The 20,881-nt window shown below is 66.8% G+C and carries 21 protein-coding genes; 8 read left to right on the forward strand and 13 right to left on the reverse strand.

Features of this window, described 5'->3' with window-relative positions; genetic code table 11:
* The 4 genes from C0J29_RS26100 to C0J29_RS26115 are packed head-to-tail and all read left to right on the forward strand — an operon-like array spanning position 1 to position 3,511.
* On the forward strand, positions 1-1,209 hold the full coding sequence (locus C0J29_RS26100) for a metal-dependent hydrolase family protein (protein WP_120793997.1): 1,209 nt from the start codon (positions 1-3) through the stop codon (positions 1,207-1,209).
* On the forward strand, positions 1,199-1,633 hold the full coding sequence (locus C0J29_RS26105) for a nuclear transport factor 2 family protein (protein WP_065045234.1): 435 nt from the start codon (positions 1,199-1,201) through the stop codon (positions 1,631-1,633). Before C0J29_RS26100 ends, C0J29_RS26105 begins: the two co-directional genes overlap by 11 nt.
* Positions 1,630-2,718, forward strand: a complete 1,089-nt coding sequence (locus tag C0J29_RS26110) for an acyl-CoA dehydrogenase family protein (protein ID WP_120793998.1) — start codon at positions 1,630-1,632, stop codon at positions 2,716-2,718. The genes C0J29_RS26105 and C0J29_RS26110 overlap by 4 nt, the downstream gene beginning before the upstream one ends.
* Position 2,719: 1 nt before the next feature.
* Positions 2,720-3,511: an acyl-CoA dehydrogenase family protein gene (locus C0J29_RS26115; protein ID WP_120793999.1), complete on the forward strand. Its 792-nt coding sequence runs from the start codon at positions 2,720-2,722 to the stop codon at positions 3,509-3,511.
* A 110-nt stretch (positions 3,512-3,621) separates the two neighbouring features.
* On the opposite strand, the gene C0J29_RS26120 is transcribed toward C0J29_RS26115, so the two are convergent.
* Entirely contained in the window at positions 3,622-4,797 is a 1,176-nt protein-coding gene (locus tag C0J29_RS26120; protein ID WP_120794000.1) for an acyl-CoA dehydrogenase family protein, read from the reverse strand.
* A 210-nt stretch (positions 4,798-5,007) separates the two neighbouring features.
* Between C0J29_RS26120 and C0J29_RS26125 the strand changes: the two genes are divergently transcribed.
* The 4 genes from C0J29_RS26125 to C0J29_RS26140 all read left to right on the forward strand — a co-directional run bounded on the left by C0J29_RS26125 (position 5,008) and on the right by C0J29_RS26140 (position 8,799).
* A complete protein-coding gene (locus C0J29_RS26125; protein ID WP_120794001.1) occupies positions 5,008-5,661 on the forward strand; it encodes a TetR/AcrR family transcriptional regulator in 654 nt (217 codons plus the stop codon).
* Positions 5,662-5,880: 219 nt separating this feature from the next.
* Positions 5,881-7,083: a cytochrome P450 gene (locus tag C0J29_RS26130; protein WP_065045239.1), complete on the forward strand. Its 1,203-nt coding sequence runs from the start codon at positions 5,881-5,883 to the stop codon at positions 7,081-7,083.
* A 30-nt stretch (positions 7,084-7,113) separates the two neighbouring features.
* Complete coding sequence (locus C0J29_RS26135) at positions 7,114-7,953, forward strand: mycofactocin-coupled SDR family oxidoreductase (protein WP_065045240.1); 840 nt, start codon at positions 7,114-7,116, stop codon at positions 7,951-7,953.
* Between the two features lie 9 nt (positions 7,954-7,962).
* On the forward strand, positions 7,963-8,799 hold the full coding sequence (locus tag C0J29_RS26140; protein WP_120794002.1) for an SDR family NAD(P)-dependent oxidoreductase: 837 nt from the start codon (positions 7,963-7,965) through the stop codon (positions 8,797-8,799).
* A 12-nt stretch (positions 8,800-8,811) separates the two neighbouring features.
* On the opposite strand, the gene C0J29_RS26145 is transcribed toward C0J29_RS26140, so the two are convergent.
* From C0J29_RS26145 to C0J29_RS26200, 12 genes are all read right to left on the reverse strand, one after another.
* The gene (locus C0J29_RS26145; protein WP_120794003.1) at positions 8,812-9,621 is read right to left on the reverse strand and encodes an SDR family NAD(P)-dependent oxidoreductase; all 810 of its coding nucleotides are present in this window, start codon (positions 9,619-9,621) and stop codon (positions 8,812-8,814) included.
* Positions 9,622-9,639: 18 nt separating this feature from the next.
* Positions 9,640-12,018, reverse strand: a complete 2,379-nt coding sequence (locus C0J29_RS26150) for a CaiB/BaiF CoA-transferase family protein (RefSeq protein WP_120794004.1) — start codon at positions 12,016-12,018, stop codon at positions 9,640-9,642.
* Positions 12,018-12,983, reverse strand: coding sequence for an enoyl-CoA hydratase/isomerase family protein (locus tag C0J29_RS26155; protein WP_120794005.1), 966 nt, complete (start codon positions 12,981-12,983; stop codon positions 12,018-12,020). The genes C0J29_RS26150 and C0J29_RS26155 overlap by 1 nt, the downstream gene beginning before the upstream one ends.
* 3 nt (positions 12,984-12,986) lie before the next feature.
* Positions 12,987-14,105 (reverse strand): M24 family metallopeptidase, encoded by a 1,119-nt coding sequence (locus tag C0J29_RS26160; RefSeq protein WP_120794006.1) that lies wholly within the window; start codon positions 14,103-14,105, stop codon positions 12,987-12,989.
* On the reverse strand, positions 14,095-15,264 hold the full coding sequence (locus C0J29_RS26165; RefSeq protein ID WP_120794007.1) for a M24 family metallopeptidase: 1,170 nt from the start codon (positions 15,262-15,264) through the stop codon (positions 14,095-14,097). The genes C0J29_RS26160 and C0J29_RS26165 overlap by 11 nt, the downstream gene beginning before the upstream one ends.
* Before the next feature lie 71 nt (positions 15,265-15,335).
* Positions 15,336-16,493 (reverse strand): amidohydrolase family protein, encoded by a 1,158-nt coding sequence (locus C0J29_RS26170; RefSeq protein ID WP_120794008.1) that lies wholly within the window; start codon positions 16,491-16,493, stop codon positions 15,336-15,338.
* 13 nt (positions 16,494-16,506) lie between these two features.
* A complete protein-coding gene (locus tag C0J29_RS26175; RefSeq protein ID WP_065045248.1) occupies positions 16,507-17,739 on the reverse strand; it encodes a cytochrome P450 in 1,233 nt (410 codons plus the stop codon).
* Positions 17,740-17,766: 27 nt separating this feature from the next.
* The gene (locus C0J29_RS26180) at positions 17,767-17,961 is read right to left on the reverse strand and encodes a ferredoxin (protein ID WP_065045249.1); all 195 of its coding nucleotides are present in this window, start codon (positions 17,959-17,961) and stop codon (positions 17,767-17,769) included.
* Positions 17,958-18,629, reverse strand: a complete 672-nt coding sequence (locus tag C0J29_RS26185) for a TetR/AcrR family transcriptional regulator (RefSeq protein WP_065165827.1) — start codon at positions 18,627-18,629, stop codon at positions 17,958-17,960. Before C0J29_RS26185 ends, C0J29_RS26180 begins: the two co-directional genes overlap by 4 nt.
* A gap of 46 nt (positions 18,630-18,675) precedes the next feature.
* The gene (locus C0J29_RS26190) at positions 18,676-19,086 is read right to left on the reverse strand and encodes a DoxX family protein (RefSeq protein WP_197748228.1); all 411 of its coding nucleotides are present in this window, start codon (positions 19,084-19,086) and stop codon (positions 18,676-18,678) included.
* Positions 19,086-19,910, reverse strand: a complete 825-nt coding sequence (locus C0J29_RS26195; RefSeq protein ID WP_065165823.1) for an SDR family NAD(P)-dependent oxidoreductase — start codon at positions 19,908-19,910, stop codon at positions 19,086-19,088. The genes C0J29_RS26190 and C0J29_RS26195 overlap by 1 nt, the downstream gene beginning before the upstream one ends.
* Before the next feature lie 97 nt (positions 19,911-20,007).
* Positions 20,008-20,826 (reverse strand): alpha/beta hydrolase, encoded by an 819-nt coding sequence (locus tag C0J29_RS26200; protein ID WP_065165839.1) that lies wholly within the window; start codon positions 20,824-20,826, stop codon positions 20,008-20,010.
* Between the last annotated feature and the right edge of the window lie 55 nt (positions 20,827-20,881).

A 20,881-nucleotide genomic window follows, 5' to 3' on the forward strand; every position in this document is an offset into this window, starting at 1 on the left:
GTGTTGACGCTCAAGGCAGCTGGGCTACTCGACGTCGACGCCGGCGAGATCGTCACACCGGGCATCATCCGGATCGACGGCGACCGGATCGTGGGGATCGGTGGTGAGCCCGAGGGCGAACTGATCGATCTGGGCAACCACATCCTGATGCCCGGGTTGATGGACATGGAGGTCAACCTGCTGATGGGCGGGCGCGGCGAGAAGCCGGGCCTGTCCCAGGTGCAGGACGACCCGCCGACCCGGGTGCTGCGCGCCGTGGGCAATGCGCGGCGCACCCTGCGCGCCGGGTTCACCACGGTGCGCAACCTGGGCCTGTTCGTCAAAACCGGCGGCTACCTGCTCGACGTCGCGCTAGGTAAGGCCATCGACGCGGGCTGGATCGACGGACCCCGCGTTGTGCCTGCCGGACATGCGATTACGCCCACCGGTGGGCACCTGGATCCGACGATGTTCGCGGCGTTCGCCCCGCACGTACTGGACCTCACGATCGAGGAGGGCATCGCCAACGGGGTCGACGAGATCCGCCGCGCGGTGCGCTACCAGATCAAGCACGGCGCCCAGCTGATCAAGGTGTGCTGCTCCGGCGGCGTCATGTCACTGACCGGACCGCCTGGCGCCCAGCACTATTCGGATGACGAGCTGCGCGCCATCGTCGACGAGGCACACCGGCGCGGGCTGCGCGTGGCAGCACATACGCACGGCGCCGACGCGGTCAAGCACGCGGTGGCGGCCGGCATCGACTGCATCGAGCACGGCTTCCTGATCGACGACGAGGCCATCGCGCTGATGGTCGAGAACGACACCTTCCTGGTGAGCACCCGGCGGTTGGCCGAGGGCATGGACGTCTCGCATGCACCACCCGAACTGCAGGCCAAGGCCGCCGAGATGTTTCCGAAGTCGCGCACCTCGATCCTGGCCGCCTACCACGCCGGAGTGAAGATCGCCGTCGGCACCGACGCGCCGGCAATACCGCACGGCCGCAACGCCGATGAACTCGTCACCCTGGTGGAGTGGGGGTTGCCGCCGCTGGCGGTGTTGCGCGCGGCGACCGTGACGGCCGCGGACCTGATCAACTCCACCGAGCTGGGACGGCTGGCCGAGGGGATGCTGGCCGACATCATCGCGGTGCCCGGAAATCCGTTGGAAGACATCACCGTTACCCGCAACGTGAGCTTTGTCATGAAAGGCGGCAAGGTCTTTGTCAACTAACCAGCCAACCAGAACTGACGACCTGGTCGAGATCCAGCAACTGCTCGCGCGGTACGCCGTCACCATCACCCAGGGCGACATCGAGGGACTGGTCGGTGTGTTCACGCCGGACGGCACCTACAGCGCGTTCGGCGACACCTACACACTCGACCGGTTCCCGGAACTGGTCGCCGCCGCGCCCAAGGGCCTGTTCATGACTGGCACCTCGCTGGTGGAAAATCTCGACGGCGACACGGCGACCGGCACCCAACCGCTGTGCTTCATCGAACACTCCGCGCACGACATGCGCATCGGTTACTACCGCGACACCTATTTGCGCACCGCCGACGGGTGGCGACTGAAAACCCGTGCCATGACCTTCATCCGGCGCAGCGGCGTGCATGATTCCGGGCGTCCGCATGCCGTCGGGCGCCCCTCCCCGTGAATGTCGACGAGTTCCGGACTGGGTTGTGCGGGTGGCTCGACGAACATGACCTGACGCCGGGACCCGACCATTCGCTGCAGGGGCATATGCGGCAGTTCGCCCGGGTCAGCGAAGCGCTGTACGACGCCGGCTGGATGCGCTACGGGTGGCCCACCTCGGTGGGTGGACTCGGTGGACCCGCCCTGTTGCGCGCAATCGTCGGCGAGGAGGTGGTGGGCCGGCGGCTGGCCGAACCCGGTCCCTACTCGATGCTGGAGGTGCTGGCGCCCACCATGATCGATTACGCGCCGGCCGCATTGGCGGCCGAAATGGTGCCGCGGCTGCTCAGCGGCCGCGAGCAATGGTGCCAGGGCTTCTCCGAACCGGGATCCGGCAGCGATCTGGCGTCCTTGACGACCCGGGCGGTCCAGGACGGCGACAACTGGATTGTCAACGGGCAGAAGGTCTGGACCAGTTTTGCGCAGTTCTCCACCCGCTGCGTCCTGCTCACCCGTACCGCGCCGGGTCATGACGGCATCACCGCGTTCTTCGTCGACCTGGACACGCCGGGTATCACGGTCCGCCCGTTGCGCACCATGCACGGCGTCGACGAGTTCTGCGAGGTGTACTACGACGACGTGGTGATCCCGTCCAGCCGCATGCTCGGCAAGCCCGGGGATGGCTGGCAGCTGGCGATGGATCTGTTGCCGTATGAACGGTCGACCTGTTTCTGGCAGCGAATCGCCTACCTGTACTCGAGGTTCGACGCATTGATCGCCGAGGCGCCTGACCCGGACGAATCCGCCTTGGGCGCAGCCTATCTGGCGCTGCACACGCTGCGCTGCCGGTCCCGTGCCACCCAGCACCGGCTGGCCGACGGGGCACGACTCGGACCGGACACCTCGATCGACAAGGTGTTGCTGGCCGGTGCCGAACAACGGCTCTACGACACCGTCCGCGACCTGCTGCCCGGCACGCTCGAACTCGACGACTCAGCCTGGCGTCCGGAGTACCTCTACTCGCGCGCGGCGACCATCTACGGCGGCACCGCCGAGATACAGCGCAACATCATCGCCCGTCGGCTGCTCGACCTCGGGAGGGAGTGACATGGACCCCGAGCTGGCGCTGTTGGCCGAATCATTGCGGACGGCGATGACGGCCTCGCCGTCCGGCGCCAAGCTCGACGCCGCCCTGGCTGAGCTCGGCTGGCTTGACATGCTCGACGAAATACCCTCGACCGCAATCCCTCTGGTGTTCCGGCTGCTCGGCGAAACCGGTGCGCATGCATCCGTTTTGAACGACGTGGTGTTGCGCGCCGCCGGGCGGGACGGCGGAGGCACGGCGCCGCTGCCGTATGCCGGCGGTTCCTGGGTGGTCTGGGAGCGTACCGACACTGACGCTTCGGCGATGGACGAGGATCTCCCCTTGCACCGTGTCGCGGCCGGGGACGTTGTTCCGCTCAGCGCCGGACGGCAGGCGGTGGGCTGGTGGCTCGTCGGCGCCAGCCGGGCCATGCTGTCGCTGGCTCGCAGCCACGCGCTGGACCGGGTCCAATTCGGCCGCCCCATCGGATCTTTCCAGGCGGTGCGGCACCGGCTGGCCGAGACGCTGGTCGCCATCGAGGGCGCCGAGGCCACCCTGCAGGCCGCCACCGACCAGCCCGACGACCTTGCCTGTCTGTTGGCCAAGGCCGCGGCCGGCCAGGCCGCGCTCACCGCCGCCCGCCACTGCCAGCAGGTGCTCGGCGGCATCGGCTTCACCGCCGAACATCAATTGCATCACCACGTCAAACGGGCACTGGTGCTCGACGGATTGCTCGGCAGCTCGAGGGAACTCACCCGGGAAGCGGGAGCGCATCTTCGTGCCGTGGGCTCGGCGCCCCGGCTCGTCCACCTCTAGGCGCCGCTCACCAACTCTGGCGCCGAGCGTGAATCACCCGACGCGACACGCCTCTCAGACTCAAGTCATGGCGTCGTGAAATTCCCACTCGGGCAGGAGGATTGCGGAGCCTAGTTGCGCGGCATGCCGAGTACCCGCTCGGCGATGATGTTGCGCTGAATCTCCGAGGTCCCGCCGGCGATGGTGCCGGCAAAGCTGCGGGCATAGCGGTCGAACCAGCTGCCGTAGTGCGCGTCCAGGTTCAGCGGCGCGAATGGCGCGGTGATCGCCGGATGAATCAGACCCTCGCCGCCCTTGGCGTTCAGGGCATCTTCGGAGGCGCGCTGGACCGCCTCCGAGCCGAGCAGCTTCAGCACCGACTGCCCGGGCACATCCTCCTCACCGCGCGCGGCTTTGGCCAGCGTCACCGAACCAAGCAGCCGCATCGCCCAGGCATCCATCACCAGGGTCGCGTAGCGATCCCGCTCCAATGCTCCGGTGGGCGTGAAATCGGTTGTCTGCTGGTCCAATAGGTTGGCGTAGTCGAGCCACAGCATGGCCCGCTCGTGCCCGAGCGCGCCGGTCGCCACCCGCCACCCTCCGTCGAGCTCGCCGACCAGATTCTCGGCGGGCACCCGGGCATCGGTGAAAAACACCTCGTTGAATTCGACGTCGTCGTGGTCGCACACCGAGGCGAACGGTCGTCGCACCACCCCCGGGGTGTCCGTCGGAATCAGTAACACACTGATCCCCTTGTGTTTTGGGACGTCGGGGTTGGTGCGCACGAATGTCAGCAGCACGTCGGCGTCGTGTGCACCCGAGGTCCACACCTTCTGGCCGTTCACCACGAAGTCGTCGCCGTCACGCACCGCTTTCGTCTTCAAGGAGGCCAGATCCGAACCGGCGCCCGGTTCGCTCATACCCAACGACGCGGTCATCTCGGCTCGCAGAATCGGCACCGCCCAGCGCTGCTTCTGCTCCGGAGATCCGAATGACAACAGCGACGCCGCGATGATCCCGACGCCCTGTGGATTGAAACTGCGGTAGATCCGGCGCCGCGCCATCTCGTCGGCGTGCACGTACTGCTGCAACAGGGTCGCGTTGCGGCCGCCGAACTCCGGCGGATTGCCCGGCAGCAGCCAACCGTTGTCGAACAACGTCCGCTGCCAGCGAGCCGCCCACTCCGGCACGTGGGAGCACGAAGTCGGCCGCAGCACGCCCTCAGCCTCATCCGGCAGGTGCTCGTCGAGAAATGCGACGAATTCCGCTCGGAAAGCCTCGACATCGGCATCAAAAGTCAGCTGCACAAAATCTCCTCGCGGCCTCTCGCGGCTCCCGGGTCTGCACTCTCATGAATGTGCTTCCCAAACACCCGTGCAAGAGAATAGTATTCTCGTCGTGAGGAAGTTACAATCTCCTAGACATCGTCCGTGAGGAGGTCGAGCGCAGCGATGGCCCGACGTTCTCCGGTACAGTCCAACCATGTTCTCTCCTCGCGGCAATCTCCCGAGCCGCCCGTGACCAGCCCGGGCGAAGAGCCGGCTTGGAAACAGCGGGCCGTCGAGCGATCCATCAAGACCGCGAAACTGCGTGCGGCGCAACGCGTCCAGCGCTTCCTGGATGCCGCGCAGGCCATCATCATCGAAAAGGGCAGCACGGACTTCACCGTGCAGGAGGTCGTCGACCGGTCCCGCCAGTCGCTGCGCAGCTTCTACCTGCAGTTCGATGGCAAGCACGAATTGCTGCTGGCCCTGTTCGAGGACGCGCTGAGCCGGTCGGCCGATCAGATCAGGGCCGCCACGGAAAGCCACACCGACGCGCTCGAGCGGCTCAAGGTGGCGGTGGAACTGCTGTACGAGGCTTCCCGCCCGGACCCGACGGCCCGGCGACCGTTGTTCACCGACTTTGCGCCCCGGTTGCTGGTTACGCATCCCGCTGAGGTCAAGGTGGCCCATGCGCCGCTGCTGGCTTTGCTCACCGAGCTGATGGAAGCCGCCTACGAAGCGGGCAAGCTGCGCGCCGGCGTCAACCCGAAGCGGATGGCCGCCATGACCATGCAGACGGTGATGTTCATCGCACAGTCCAGCGGCGGCTCCGACGACGCGACGGTGCACCCGATCAGCGCCGACGAGGTGTGGGACTTCTGCTCACGCGGATTCGCAGGCGGCTAGCATTCGGGCCGCTTTGCGGTCCACCAATGTCCTGACGAGCGAATATCGCACCCCGGCGCCAATATGAGAATGCTATTCTCTGAAAATCAGAACGCAAAATAGCCGAAATGGATTCCGCGTTGACACTCGTTGGTGGGTGATGACAGAGTTCTAAAGGCGGCATGAGCGCGCTGCCCTGATCAAACGGGTGGCGCGCAACCGGCGAGAGGGCAATTACCCGTGACAGTAAGCGCAGCCAGCGACGTCTATTTCGACCCGTATGATGTCGAGCTCAACGCTGACCCCTACCCCATGTTCCGGCGGCTGCGCGAGGAATCGCCGCTGTATTACAACGAGCAGCACGACTTTTACGCCCTCAGCCGCTTCGCCGACGTCGACAACGCCATCGTCGACTACCAGACGTTCAGCTCCGCCCGCGGGGCGATCCTCGAGCTGATCCGGGCCAATATCGACATGCCACCGGGCGTGCTCATCTTCGAGGATCCGCCGGTCCACGACATCCACCGTAAGTTGTTGTCGCGCATGTTCACTCCGCGCAAGATCAGCGACCTGGAGCCCAAGATCCGGGAGTTCTGCGCGCGCAGCCTGGATCCGCTGGTCGACACCGGCAGGTTCGACTTCGTCAACGACCTCGGCGCCCAGATGCCGATGCGGGTGATCGGCATGCTGCTGGGAGTCCCGGAGGAAGATCAAGAAGCCGCACGCGATTTCGCCAACGCGCAGATGCGCACCGAGGCGGGTAAGCCGATGGAATTCTCGGCCGAAACCATGCTGAACGGCGAGTTTTTCGGTCAGTACATCGACTGGCGCGCGCAACATCCGTCCAACGACATCATGACCGAGTTGCTCAACGCGGAGTTCGAGGACGAGACCGGAACGGTCCGGCGCATGCGACGCGACGAACTGCTCACCTACGTCACCGTGGTCTCCGGCGCCGGCAACGAGACCACCACCCGGCTGATCGGTTGGGCGGGAAAGGTTTTGGCGGAACACCCGGATCAGCGTCGGGCGCTGGTGGAGAATCCGGCGTTGATTCCCGCGGCCGTCGAAGAATTGTTGCGGTACGAGCCGCCGGCGCCGCACGTCGCCCGGTACGTCACCCGCGACGTCGACTACTACGGCCAACGGGTCCCCGAAGGCAGCGTCATGATGATGCTGATCGGCGCGGCGAACCGCGACCATCGTCAATTCCCGCCTGACGGAGACGTTTTCGACATCCGCCGCGAGCCACGTCAACACCTCACGTTCAGCGTCGGCACCCACTATTGTCTCGGCTCGGCGCTGGCCCGCCTGGAGGGCCGGATCGCGCTCGAAGAGATTCTGAAGCGCTTCCCCGAATGGGATGTCGACCTAGCCGAGGCCACGCTTTCCCCGACGTCGACCGTGCGGGGTTGGGAATCCATGCCGGCCGTCTTCGGCTGAGTTACCTACTGAGTTACTAAGGAGGGAAACATGACTGGACGTGTAGAAGGTAAGGTCGCCTTCGTCACCGGGGCGGCGCGGGGCCAGGGGCGCAGCCACGCGGTGCGATTAGCCCAGGAAGGCGCCGACATCATCGCCGTCGACGTATGCAAGCCGATCGTCAAGAACACCACCATCCCGGCGTCGACACCCGAGGATCTGGCCGAGACCGCAGATCTCGTCAAGGGCCTCAACCGACGGATCGTCACAGCAGAGGTCGATGTACGCGACTTCGACGCGCTCAAGGCCGCCGTGGACAGCGGCGTCGAGCAACTGGGGCGACTGGACATCATCGTTGCCAACGCCGGCATCGGCAACGGTGGCGACACCCTGGACAAGACCAGCGAATACGACTGGCAGGAGATGATCGACGTCAACCTGTCCAGCGTCTGGAAGTCGGTGAAAGCCGGCGTGCCGCATATCCTGGCGGGCCGCAACGGTGGCTCGATCATCCTCACCAGCTCGGTCGGCGGGATCAAGGCCTACCCGCACTGCGGCAGCTATGTGGCCGCCAAGCACGGCGTGGTGGGCATCATGCGCTCCTTCGCGGTTGAACTGGGGCAGCACATGATTCGGGTCAACTCCGTGCATCCCACGCATGTCGCCACCCCGATGCTGCATAACGAGGGCACCTTCAAGATGTTCCGGCCGGACCTGGAGAATCCCGGACCGGACGACATGGCCCCGATCTGCCAGATGTTCCACACGCTGCCGATCCCGTGGGTCGAGGCGCAGGACGTCAGCAACGCCGTGCTGTTCTTCGCCTCCGACGAGTCTCGGTACATCACCGGCGTCACCCTGCCGGTAGATGCGGGGAGCTGCCTCAAATAGGGTTCGTCCATGGACGGATTCGAGGGACGCGGAGCGGTCATCACCGGCGGCGCGAGCGGTATCGGCCTGGCCACCGCCACCGAGTTGGCCGGACGCGGGGCCCGGGTGGTGCTCGCTGACGTCGACCAACCCGGCCTGGAGCTAGCGGTCGCGCATTTGCGTGGCCAGGGTTTTGACGCCCACGGCGTGATGTGCGACGTCCGGCATTTCGAAGAGGTGGCGCGCCTCGCGGACAAGGCCTTCCGGTTGCTCGGCCAGGTGGACGTCGTGTTCAGCAACGCCGGCATCGTGGTCGCCGGCCCGATCGCCGAAATGACGCACGAGGACTGGCGCTGGGTCATCGACATCGACTTGTGGGGTTCGATACACGCCGTCGAAGCGTTCCTGCCGCGACTGCTCAAGCAGGGCACCGGCGGCCACATCGCGTTCACCGCCTCCTTCGCCGGGTTGGTGCCCAACGCCGGTCTCGGGGCGTACGGGGTCGCCAAGTATGGCGTGGTGAGCCTGGCCGAAACGCTGGCGCGAGAGGTCAAGGGCAATGGCATCGGAGTCTCGGTGCTGTGCCCGATGGTCGTCGAGACCAAGCTGCTGTCCAACTCCGAACGGATCCGGGGCGCGGACTACGGCCTGGCATCTACACCGGACGTCACAGGTTCGCTCGGACCGCTGCCCGCGCAGGACGAGACGCTGGGCGTCGCGGATCTCGCCCGCCTGACCGCCGATGCGATCCTGGCCAACCGCTTGTATGTGTTGCCGCACGAGGCGTCCCGGGCGTCGATCCGACGCCGGTTCGACCGCATCGACCGGACTTTCGACGAACAGGCCGCCGAGGGCTGGCGCCACTGACCCTCGCGAGCGCTAGGAACTCGGGCCCAGGCGGTAGGCGCCGGTCTGCGGGTCGTGGTACCACCCGCCCGCCGCGTGGGTGCCGCCGTCGACGTGCAACGTCTGGCCGGTGATGTAGGTCGACATGTCCGAGGCGAGAAAGATTGCCGCAGCGGCGGTTTCGTCGACGTGCCCGGGCCGGCCCCACGGCACTACCGCACCCATGGCCGCCGTTGCTTCCGCGCCGCCGAGCTGAGCCAGACCCTCGGTCAGGGTGATGTCGGGTGCTATCGCGTTGACCCGGATACCGTGGGACGCCAGTTCCAGCGCGGCGGTCTTGGTGTAGTTGATGACGCCGGCCTTGGCGGCGGCGTAGGCCGCGTAGCCGGGGGCGGCCCGCACCCCTTCGATCGAGGTGACGGAGATGACGCTGCCGGGCAGGCCGTCGCCGACCATCCGGCGGGCGACCCGCTGGGTGCACAGCAGCACGTGCCGCAGGTTGGCGCGATACAAAGCGTCCCAACCGTTCTCGCTGGTCTCCAGCAGCGGCGAGGAGAACACACCCCCGGCATTGTTGACCAGGATCGTCGGAATCCCCAGCTCGGCCTCCGTTTGGGCCAGCGCGGCGTCGACCTGGCCGCTGTCCCGGACGTCAGTGGTGATGCCCAGTGCGCCAATCGATTCCGCAGCCTGCGCACAGGTATCGGGATTGCGTTCCCAGATGGCCACGCGCGCGCCGAAGGCCGCGAAACCCGCGGCGATGCCGCGTCCGATGCCGGCTCCCCCACCGGTGACGACCGCGACCCGGCCGGTCAGCAGAATGTTCGACGGGTCAACAGCCACGGCTACCTCCCGCGAGAGTCACCCCGGGGCCTGGCCGATCACACCGTCGGCTTCCAGCTGAGCGATCTCCGCATCGGTCAGGCCCAGCTCCGCCAACAACTCCCGATTGTGTTGCCCCAGCAGCGGTGCCGGTTGGGTGTGGAATCGGCATGGGCCGCCGGACAATCGCATGGGCACGCTGCTGAGCCTAGCCGGGCCGCAAACCGGATGGTCGACGACTTCGAAGAAGCCGCGCGCGGCGAGCTGGTCCAGCTCCGCCTGCCGGTGCGGCTGCATGACCTTGGCAACGGGCACACCGGCATCCCACAGGGTGTCCACGATCTCGTCCCGCGTGCGTCCCGCACACCATTGTGCGAGCCATTCATCGATCCGATCCTGGTGCGCGCGCCGGCCCGCCGCGGTGGCCAGCGCCGGATCGGTTGCCCACGTGGGGGATCCGAGCGCACCGCACAATTGTGCCCACTGCTCGTCGGTGGCCACCGCGATCGCGACCCAGCTGTCGAGGCGTCCGAACTCGTCGATGTCGGCGCTCAGGTACAGGTTCTGCGGCACGGCCGTCGGACCCCGGTTCCCGGCCCGCTCCAGCAAGGCGCCGTAGGCGGAGTACTCGATGACCTGTTCGGCGGCGATGTTGAGCGCCGCATCGACCATCGCGGCCTCCACCATGACGCCCTGCCCGGTGCGGCGGCGGTGCTCCAGCGCCAGCAGCAGCGCGTTGAGCGCGTGGATGCCGGCGTTGGGATCGCCCACCGAGTACGGCTCGAACGGGGTGCGGTCGGGATAGCCGGTCAGCCAGCTCAGCCCCGACGCCGACTCGATGACGTAGGCGAACGCCGGATTGTCGCGCCAAGGCCCGTCCAGTCCGAATCCGGGCATTCGCAACAGGATCGCGTCGGGCCGGACCGCCTGCACGGCCGCGAAATCCAGGCCGATGTGATCGAGCACGCGGGGGGTGAAGTTCTCCGCGATCACGTCACAGGTGCCGATGAGCTCAAGCAGCAGTTCCCGCCCCCGCGGGCGATGCAGGTCCAGGGTCAGGCCCTTCTTGTTGGTGTTGAGTGCCGCGAAGATCGGCGACTTCTCCCACCACTGCTCCTCGGTGACCGGGATACCGGCGATAAGCCGGGTGCCGTCCGGGCGGCGGGCGGATTCGATGTGAATCACCTCGGCGCCCAACATCGCCAGCAGGTGGGTACAGGACGGCCCGGCCCAGAACGCGGTCATGTCCAGCACGCGAAGACCGAACAGCGGCAATCGTTTTGGCGGCTCAGCCGACACGGCTCGCGGCACCGGGGTGGCCGCCCGGTAGTGCGCGGTGTGTTCACCAAGCCTGGGCGCCACTCCCGGTTGCCGCAACTGCGCCGGCCGCAGCCGGTACGGGTGGCCCGGCTGCTGAAAGCCATCCCGGGGATTGCGCTGAAAAGAACCGCGATCGACGAAGTGATCCAGCCCAACGATGTTGGCGCCGTTGGCCACCGGGGCATTGGGTATCCGGAACGCGGTCGCCAGTTCGCGGATCTCATCGGACGGGTGATTGCGCACCCAGTCGTAGATCTCGTCGGCGTAGACGTTGGCCAGTTCGGTGATCGACAGCGGGGAATCCTCGTCGATCCATTCCGGGTGCCCGACCATGGCGCACAGGTCGAACCACTGTTGCGCGGTGCCGCAGCCCAGGTCCACCAGCCCGTCCTGCGCGGCGGCCACGCCGGGGACCGTGAGTCGGCGCGCATCGCGCCACGGCCGGCCGAGCATTTCGAAATACGTCACCGGGTAGTACGTCAGGCCCAGGATCTGGGTCTCCAGCATTGACAGGTCGATGAGTTGGCCCTGACTGCGACCGCCGTGGAGCGCGGCCAGAATCGCCGCGCTGGCGTAGGCGCCGGCGAGGTACTCGCCGACCTGCCCGCCGACGAACACCGGGGCCCGGTCTGCCACACCGCGCCCCAGTCCGACAATCCCACCGGACCAGGCCTGCAGTGTGAACTCGGTGGCCGGGCGGTCCCGCCAGGGCCCGTCCAGGCCGAACGGAGTGATCGACGCGACGACCAGGTGCGGATGGCGCTCGCGTATCGCTGCGGGCGAAAAGCACTCGGCTAGTGCAGAACCCGCAGACCACACCACCGCGTCCGCACCGGCCAACAGCCGCCCCACGAACTCGGCATCTGAGTCCGGGTCGGCGACCACACTGTGCTTGGACCCGGCAAGGAAGCTGAACAGCGCGCCGTCACCCGTTAGGTCAGACCCCGATGCCGACCATGATCTGAGCCAATCACCCTCCGGTGATTCGACTTTGATGATGTCGGCGCCGCCGTCGGCGAGCAGTTTGGTGCAGTAGGCGCCCGCGATCCCATAGGACAGGTCGATCACGGTGTAACCCGACAGCGGTGACGGGGTCACTACCGCTTGGCCTTTCGGCCCTTGCCGCGCGCCCCCTTGCTCAACCGCCAGTCCGGCGGGAAGTTGTCGTCGTTGGCCTTGACGGCGCCACCGAGACCCCGGCCGACCGCGTCGTCGAGGAGGAAGTCGTCGCCATCCGCGCGCACGCTGCCCCCGGCGGACTCGAAGAAGCCGCTCAGCAGACTGCCCATGTACTCGCCCTGAAACTGCTTCATGATCTCGAAGAACGTCTTCTGCATGAAAACCGTGTCGGTAGGCCGGTTACGCGCGCAGGCCAGCGCGTACTTCTCGACCTCGGCCTCCAGCCCGGCGCGTGGCACCACGCTGTTGAGGAAGTTACAGTCATACATCTCGGCGGCGGTGAACGCCCGCCCGGTGAACACCATCTCCTGAAATTTGCGGATGCCCATAGTCTGGGCCCACCACCACATCCGGGGTCCCCAGCCGTAGTACCGGAACGACGGATGCCCGAAAAGTGCGTCGTCAGAGGCAATTACCAGGTCTGCGTCGGCTGCCTGGTAGAAGTGCCAGCCGTAGCAGTAGCCCTTGACTTCGAGAATGGAGATCTTCTTGAAGTCCTGCAGTCCGCGGATTCCGGAGTTCGGGTTGGCGTACCACTGCCCCACCGAGGCGCCGTGCCGGAACGAACCGCGGGGCGGATAGGTGACGTCACCGGCGCCCAACCGGAATTCGGTCAGCAGGGGTCCGGGATCGTCGGAGTCTTTGGCCCGCATGAACTCTTTTAGGTCCGCGCCGGATCCCAGATCGTCACCGGCGCCGCGGATCACGACGACCTTGACGTCATCGTCGACGCCGGCCCGGTGCAGCAGGTCGGCGTAGCGGTGCCGCGCCGCGATCGTCGGCGCGTTCAGGTACTCGGGCCGGTCGAAGGTGATGGTCGCGATGCGGGTCTTGGCGTCCTTGTCGTAGCGAATGATCTTCTTGGCCTTGGAGTCAGCGGCCATGACCTAGCCCCGCCAGAACGGGCTGGCGGTCAGCACCTGCGGGCCGTCGGCCGTGATGAGCACCGCCTCGCGCCCGAACACCGCGCCGACTCCCTGCTCCCAGACGTAGCCGGTGACCGCAAGCACTATGCCGGGTTCCAGCCGCTCCTGCGCCGCGGTGCGGGGCATGCGTGCGGAGATGACCGGCGGGTCAAAGCCCATGCCCAGGCCCCGCGCCACGGGCATCGGCGGTGCGGGCTCCCCCGCTGTGGCATACGCGGCCAGCAGCTCATCCGCTCCCGCTCCCGGCCGGCACACGGCAATCAGCATGTCCCACAACCGGTCCCAACGGCTGAACAGTTCCGCGGCGCCGGTGACATCGCCCACCGGCCAGGTGCGTCCCACCTCGCCGATGTAGCCGCCGGCCAGAACGCCGGCGGACAGCGCCACCAGGTCGCCGGACTGCACCCGACCGTCGCCGGCGGCGCGCCGCCAGGGATGCTCACGCGACGTCACCCAGGCCACATCTTGATTCGACGGGGTGCTCACCCCGCCGGCGGCCACCGCCTCCAGCAGCACCCCGGCCAATTCCTGCTCCCGTACACCGCGCCGCAATCCCGCGACGGCCGCGGCCAGGCCGGATTCGGCGACGGCGATGGATTCCCGTAAGGCGACGATCTCCTCGTCTGTCTTGATTCGCCGCGCCGCGCGCATGGCCAGTTCACCGTCGACCAGTTCGGCGCTGGGGAAGGCGGTCGGCAACAGCTGCGCGAAAACCGGTGACAGCGCATCGGTTCCGACTCGACGGGCGGTGGACGCGCCGGCGATGCGGCTCAGCGCGGCGATGGTGTTCGCCGGATTCCAGGAGATGCCGTACAGGTTCTCCCGCGGGATGTCCTCGGGGATGCCCTCGTCCCAGGTACTGAGCAGATGAACGGCGCCCGTCTCGCGCACCAGCACGCAGGTGGGTCCGAACGGCCGTGTCCCGGCGACCCAGAGTTGCGGTGCGCCAGTCACATAGCGGACGTTGGCCTGCCGGCCCAGCACGAGCACGTCCAGATCGTGGGCGGCCATCTGGGCCAGCGCGCGCTCCCGGCGGCCGAGACGCAGCGCCCGTGCGTCGGGCAGGACTTCAGTCGACATAAGGGTCATAGGGGTAGTCGGTCAATCGAATCGAGCCTTCCTCGGTGATCACCAGGACCTCTTCACTGCGATAGCCGCCGGTTCCGTCTTCCCACACCACCGGTTCCAGCACCAGCACCATGCCCGGCTGCAGCACGAAGTTCTCGTCGAACTCCTCGCCGAGATCCGTTCCGATCATCGGCATTTCGGCCGCATTCACCCCGATGCCGTGGCCCAGGTAGAAATGCGGCAGCCAGGGTCGGGTGCCATCGTTGGCCGCGATCGCCGCCCGGCCCAGATCGGCGGCGGTGGCGCCGGCGCGGGCCACGCCCAGTACCGCGTCCATGATCGCGCGCCACCTGTGGAACTGCGCCTGCTGGCGCGGCGACGGGTCCTGCCCGACGATCCAGGTGCGGCCGAAATCGGAGCAGTAGCCGGCGTAGGTGATGCTGACGTCGGTCCAGAGCACGTCGCCCTTGGCAAGTTCGCGTTCGGTGCTCAATAGCGGCAGCGCCAGGTCGCCGTGAGTCGTCCAGACGCCCTCGGCCCTGCTGTGCGGCATCACCTGCCAGATCGGTTCCAGCATGCTGGTCATCGCGCCCAACTCGAAGGCCCGGCGCACAAATCGGGCCGACAGATCGATCTGGCGGATTCCGGGTGCCAGCGCCTTGTGCACCTCGACCATCGCCTCGTCGGTGATGCGGACGGCGGTGCGGATGCAGGCCAGCTCATCCGGCGTCTTGATCACCTTGGCGGCGCTGATCACCGCGGCCGCGTCGACGGGAAAGCCGCTGGGAAACAACGTGTTCCGGGCACGTGACATGGCTCCGGTCAGTTCGTCGGCCGCGACCGTGGCACCACCCGGTACCAGCTCGGCCAGCACCCGCGCGAAATCGGCAACCCCCTCGTCGAATTCGAGGTAGACCGGGCGGTGCAGGTGGTCGGCCGGCAGCTCGGACTCCTGCGCAGCACCCTCGCGGAACGGCAGGAACAAGTGCGGCCACTCGTCGTCGGCGAGCACCACCGCCACCGGCCGCTCGACATAGGACAGGCCGGCGTCACCGAGCGGCCAACTGGTTCCGGTGGCGTAGACCACCGCATTGTTGCCGAGCAGCACCAGGGCGTCGACACCCCGCTCGGTCATCGCCGCACGCAACCGCGCCCCGGTCTCGCGGCGCATCCGGGATAGATCGGGAGTCTCCGGTATGGCCAGTCCGCTGTCCTGTTGCGCGAAAGTAGTCCCCAAAGTAGTCACAGCCCCAGAAATTCGGTGATGTTGCCGCTGACGATCCGGGCGGCGTTGTCTGGGCCGACGGCTTCGACGACGGCCGCCAGCGACTTCTCGGAGTATCCGTAGGTGCTTTCGTTGTGCGGGTAGTCCGACGACCACATCACCTTGTCGACCCCGATCCGGTCGATCAGCTCCAGGCCCAGCGGGTCGACCATGAACGAGGCGCTCATGTGGGTGTCCCAGTAGTAGCGGACATCGTGTTCGAGCGGTCGGTTGAACATGTGCTGGTAGGACGCCACCAGGTGTTCGGCGTCCTGCAGGGCCCACGGCACCCACGCGATCCCGCCCTCGAACCAGCCGATCCGCAGCGCTGGGTGCTGGTCGAGGATGCCGCCGAAGATGTACTTGGAGAACGTTTCCCGGAAGCCGTCGATGTTGATCATCATTCCGACGACGACGCTGTTGAACTCGCACGGGCTCTTCGGCGGGGTCTCCCCGATGTGGTGCGTCACCGGAAGGCCGGCGGCCTCGATCTCGTCCCAGACGGCGCTCATGGAGGTGCAGGAGTAGTCGATGGGGTTGCCGTCGTCGTCCTTGCCGGGGTTCAGCGGCATCAGGAATGTCTTGAGTCCCAGTGACTTCAACTCGGCGAGCGTTCTGCGGGTGCCCTCGGGGTCCCACCAGTTGATCAGGCCCGCGCCGTAGAAGTGGCCGTTGGAGCGCTCCTGCAGCTCGGCGATGTACTCGTTGTAGATGCGGAAGGTGAGTTCGCGAAGTTTCTTGTCCGGGTAGTGGAACAACGCCAGTACCGCATTGGGGAAGGCGAGTTCTTTGTCGACGCCGTCTTCCCGCAGCTCCTGGATCCTGGCCTCGATGTTGGTGCTGGCCGCGCCGGGCAGATCGTCGTACTGCATCAGGACGGCGCTGAAGTCACCCGGCAGGAACGACTGTCCCTTGCGGCCAACCTGATACGCGCCCTCCTCGTACCAGATGCGGGGCGCCTTGTCCTTCAGGTCTTCGGGGAAGCGTTCGTAGAAGATGTCGGCCGCCAGTGAAATGTGGTTGTCGGCCGAGAACACCTCGGTCCCGCCCGGCAGGCCCACGTTGCTGCCGAGCGCGTGCCCCTTGCGGTCCTTGGGTGCGCCGAAGCCTTTTGGCGGGTACAGAGTGCTTGTCATCGTTGACCTTTCGTTACCAGGTAACCGGTAGTTCGTAGACGCCGAAGGCGAGGCGGTCGTGTTTGAACGGAATGTCTTCCAGCGTTGCCGCCAGTTGCAGGGTGGGGATGCGCCGGAACAGGGTGCGGAAGACGATCTGCATTTCGGCCCGGGCCAACTGCTGGCCGACGCACTGGTGCCGGCCGTAGCCGAAGGCCACATTGCGGTCGGCTCCGGAGCGGTGCAGGTACAGGCGTTCGGGTTCGGTGAAGGCGTGGGCGTCCCAGTTCGCCGGGGCCAGGTCGATGATGATGCCCTCGCCGGCGCGGATCACTTCGCCGGCGACGGCGATATCCTCGACGGCGACCCGGCGCTGCCCGTTCTGGATGATGCTGAGGTAGCGCAGCAGTTCCTCGACGGCATTGGCGACGATCTTCGGATCGTCGGCGTCGCGGATGGCCGGCAACTGATCCGGGTTTTCCAGCAGCGCAAGCACTCCGAGGCCGAGCATGTTGGCAGTGGTCTCGTGGCCGGCGATCAGCAGCCCGGTCGCCAACTGGGCTGCCTCCTTCACGCTGAGCTCACCGGCTTTGACCCGCTCGGCCAGATCGGAAACCGCATCCTCGGCCGGGGTCTCCATTTTGGTCTGCACCAGATCGGCCAGGTATTTGTTCAGGCTCATCGCGCCTTTAAGGGTGTCGTCGCCCGTCGCATAGCGGGCCAGCCCGACATTGGCGTGGTGCTGGAACATTTCGGCGTCCTCGTAGGGGACGCCGAGCAGCTCACTGATAACCAGCGACGGCACTGGGAGCGCCAGAGCGGTGACGATGTCGGCCGGCTTGGGTCCGGCCAGCATGGCGTCGATGTGCTCGTCGGTGATCTGCTGGATCGCCGGCCGCAGCCCCTCGACCCGCCGAAACGTGAAGGGCTTGGACAGCATTCGCCGAAATCGCGTGTGCTCCTCGCCGTCGGAGGTGAACACCGACCGCGGGCGCTTGTGCACCGTGGCCACCATCCCGGCATTCCAGTGCGGGAAGCCGGGCAGCCGGTCGTCGACGCTGACCCGCGAGTCCGAAAACAGTTCGCGGCACTGCTCGTAACCCGTGATGAGCCACGGGGTGCTGCCGTCCCAGATCCGCACTCGCGACAGTGGCCTGGCTTCGGCCAGTGTCATCACCCCGGGTGGTGGGGCGAACGGGCAACCGGCCGCGCGCGGCATCGGATACTCGGGAACGTCGGCGGCCGTTTCCGTGGTGCTACTCGCCATGGACGCCGGGGAGGTCTCGGACACGACTCACTCCTCAATGTGGATGGCCAGCGCCGGGCAGAACGCGGCGGCTTTGCGGGTGGCCTCGGCCTGCTCGGCAGGTGGATTCGGGTTGAGTAACACGACGACGCCGTCCTCATCGCGCTGGTCGAAGACTTCCGGCGCGTTCATCACACAGTTGCCCGATGATGCGCAAACGTCTTGATCAACAGAGACTTTCATCGAGCCGGCTCGCCATCCGCCACGGTGACGGGCGCCAGCCACAGTCCAACGATGGCGTCGATGAGACCGGTCGCGGCGGCCCGCCAGGACGCCCGCGGCATCGAGGTGCCTTCGGCCAGAGCACGTTCCAGATCTGCGCAGGTATGCATCAACAGGTTGCGCGCCATGATGTTTCGCTCGTATCGGACGGCCACCGGCAGTTCCGGAAGGCAGCTGTTGATGCCGTCGATGACCTGGACCAGTGACGACGAGCTGAGCGCGTCCTTGACCACGATGTTGTGATACGCCGGGTCGGTCATGGCCTGCGCGGCGAACCGGGCATACCAGGTGGGGTTGCCGAGATTCTCCAGGTGCTCGGTGAGCGGACAGACCAGGCACGCGACCCAGTCCCGCATCCCGGCGGACTCGGGCAGGGCGGCCACCATCTGTTCGCGCAACTCCTCGACGGGGCCGCGATGTTTCTCCTCGATGGCCCGGACCAGGTCGGCTTTGGTGCCGAAGTGATAGCCGACCGCGGCGTTATTGCCCTGTCCGGCGGCCTCGCTGACCTGCCGGTTGGACACCGCGAACACCCCGTGTTCGGCGAACAATCGCTCGGCTGCGACCAAGATGGCCTCTTGCGTGGAGCTGGCCCGCTCGCCGCGAACAGCCCGCCCGACTGTGGTCATACCACCCAGTCAACCGCGCCCAACACTATTAAGTCAAGCGATTGATTTAAACCGTTCCGCGTCGCCCCTGACGCCTCCGGTACGCGGCCCACGCGCCCGTGCACCAGAGCGCCCAGATCACCAGCAGCGGCTGGAACAACAGCCGGATGCCTCGGGCAAGATCGGAGTTGAGACCGAACGCGTTTGCGTGCGAGGCGAATTGGGCGATGTTGCCGGGAAACACCAGGACGAAGAACACCGCTGCCACCCACCCCACGGTGACCTGCCACCGCGTCAGCACCAGCAGGGCCGTCCCGAGAACGATCTCCACCACCCCGGAAGCGATCACGACCAAGTCGGCGCTCAGCGGCAACCACCGCGGCACCTGGGCATAGAACGAGGTGCGCGCGAAACTCAGGTGGGCGACCCCGGCAAAAATCAGGAAGCCGCCGAGTACCAGGCGGCCGATGGATCTCACTAGCGTCCGGATTGGAAGCGCGCCGTCATGGGCCCCAGGATGCGCTGATAGCCCGCCGGCGCCAGACGCACCAGCAAGTCATAGGCTTTGGCGTCCGGACCCACCACCACCCGCCCCTTCTTCTTGCGGACCGCCCGCAGAATGATCCGCGCGGCTCTTTCGGCGCTGGTGATGGCGACCTTGTTGAAGACCCGCACGGCGGTTTCCTTATCGAGGCCTTCGGCATGTCCGGCGTTGGCCGCGATCGCCGTCTTGACGTAGCCAGGGTGCACGACCGTGACGGCGACCGGATGGCCGGCGATCGCCATCTCCTGGCGCAGCGCCTCGGAGAAACCGCGCACCGCGAACTTGGCGGAGTTGTAGGCGGCCTGACCCGGGACGCCGAACAGACCGAACATGCTGGACATGTTGACGACGTGGCCGTCGCCGGACGCGATCAGGTGCGGCAGGAAGGCTTTCGTTCCGTTGACCACGCCCCAGTAGTCGACGTCCATCACCTTTTCGATGTCCTTGAACCGGCTGACCTCGACGTCGCCGAGGAACGCGATGCCCGCGATGTTGTAGATCTGATGCACGATTCCGAAGTGGGCGTTGACCGTGTCGGCGTAGGCGAGGAAGGCCTCGCGCTCGGTGACGTCGAGCCGGTCCGCCCGCACCGGGGCACCCATCCGCCGGATGAGCTCCTCGGTCTGCCCGAGGCCGTCGACGTCGAGATCGCTGATCGCCAGCCGCGCTCCGGAGCGGGCCAGTTCCAACGCCAGCGCCCTGCCGATGCCCGAACCGGCTCCCGTGACGACTGCGACCTTGCCCGCGAAACCGTCCATGGCAGACCTCCCGATCATCGAGTACACCGCACGTCGATGCACCGATCAATACGATGCACCGATCAATACGATGCACCGAGTCAATACGCTGCACCGATCAGGTGGTGGCCCGGGCGACGTGCTCGGCAATCCGGGCATAGCTGGCGCGGGTGACGTCGGCCGCGCCGCTCATGATGTTGTAGCCGTGATCGACGCCGGGCACCTCGTAATACTCGGCCAGCGCCCCGGCGGCCTGCAGCTTGTCGGCATACCTGCGGGCTTCGCCGCGAAGCCGGTCATGTTCGGCCGTGACCACCAGGGCGGGCGCAATGCCCGCAATACCGTCGGCGTTGCCGTCCCAGGCCGGCGACGCCAGGCGGTCGCGCCGCCGCGCGGGATCGGGTATGTAGGCGGTGTCGAAGACCTCGCCCATCCATGGCTTCATGATCGCCCGGCGGCCGATCGTCGAGGGCTTGGCTCCGGTCGGTGTCACCAGGTCAAGCGGTGCGTAGTGCAGCACCTGCAGGGCGATGCGGGGGCCGTCGTTCTCCAGCGCGAGCCGGGCGGCCGCTGCGCTGAGGTTGCCGCCGGCGCTCTGGCCGCCCACACACAACCGGGTCCCGTCCCACTCCCGTGCGGGGTCTGCGGCCCAGCACACCACGTCGTAAATCTGTTGCGGCGCAGCGGGAAAGCGGTGACCGGGCGCCAGGACGTAACCGACGTTGACCACCACCACGCCGGTGTTGGCGGCCAGATACCGGCACCACGGGTCGTCCTGTTCGGGGTGGCCGACGACGAATCCGCCGCCGTGCACGTTGACGTAGACCGGGGGCCGCGTCGTGCCCTCAGCAGGGTGGTAAACGTCCGCGCTCGCGTCGCCGTACCGGGTGGGGATGCTGACCCGCGAAGTGCGGCCGGCGATCTCCGGGAACCGCACGGCAGCCTTCGGAGCCGGGCGCACGGCGGCGGCGAACACGCGCGCCAACGCGTCA

This window comes from Mycobacterium paragordonae (assembly GCF_003614435.1).
In the GTDB taxonomy this organism is placed as follows: Bacteria; Actinomycetota; Actinomycetes; order Mycobacteriales; family Mycobacteriaceae; genus Mycobacterium; species Mycobacterium paragordonae.

Excerpts from the sequence above, each read along its gene's own strand:
- C0J29_RS26115 (WP_120793999.1), top strand. The coding sequence starts at position 2,720 with ATGGACCCCGAGCTGGCGCTGTTGGCCGAATCATTGCGGACGGCGATG.
- C0J29_RS26135 (WP_065045240.1), top strand. The coding sequence starts at position 7,114 with ATGACTGGACGTGTAGAAGGTAAGGTCGCCTTCGTCACCGGGGCGGCG.
- C0J29_RS26140 (WP_120794002.1), top strand. The coding sequence starts at position 7,963 with ATGGACGGATTCGAGGGACGCGGAGCGGTCATCACCGGCGGCGCGAGC.
- C0J29_RS26155 (WP_120794005.1), bottom strand. The coding sequence starts at position 12,983 with ATGGCCGCTGACTCCAAGGCCAAGAAGATCATTCGCTACGACAAGGAC.
- C0J29_RS26160 (WP_120794006.1), bottom strand. The coding sequence starts at position 14,105 with ATGTCGACTGAAGTCCTGCCCGACGCACGGGCGCTGCGTCTCGGCCGC.
- C0J29_RS26165 (WP_120794007.1), bottom strand. The coding sequence starts at position 15,264 with ATGCGCCGCGAGACCGGGGCGCGGTTGCGTGCGGCGATGACCGAGCGG.
- C0J29_RS26170 (WP_120794008.1), bottom strand. The coding sequence starts at position 16,493 with ATGACAAGCACTCTGTACCCGCCAAAAGGCTTCGGCGCACCCAAGGAC.
- C0J29_RS26175 (WP_065045248.1), bottom strand. The coding sequence starts at position 17,739 with ATGGCGAGTAGCACCACGGAAACGGCCGCCGACGTTCCCGAGTATCCG.
- C0J29_RS26180 (WP_065045249.1), bottom strand. The coding sequence starts at position 17,961 with ATGAAAGTCTCTGTTGATCAAGACGTTTGCGCATCATCGGGCAACTGT.
- C0J29_RS26185 (WP_065165827.1), bottom strand. The coding sequence starts at position 18,629 with ATGACCACAGTCGGGCGGGCTGTTCGCGGCGAGCGGGCCAGCTCCACG.
- C0J29_RS26195 (WP_065165823.1), bottom strand. The coding sequence starts at position 19,910 with ATGGACGGTTTCGCGGGCAAGGTCGCAGTCGTCACGGGAGCCGGTTCG.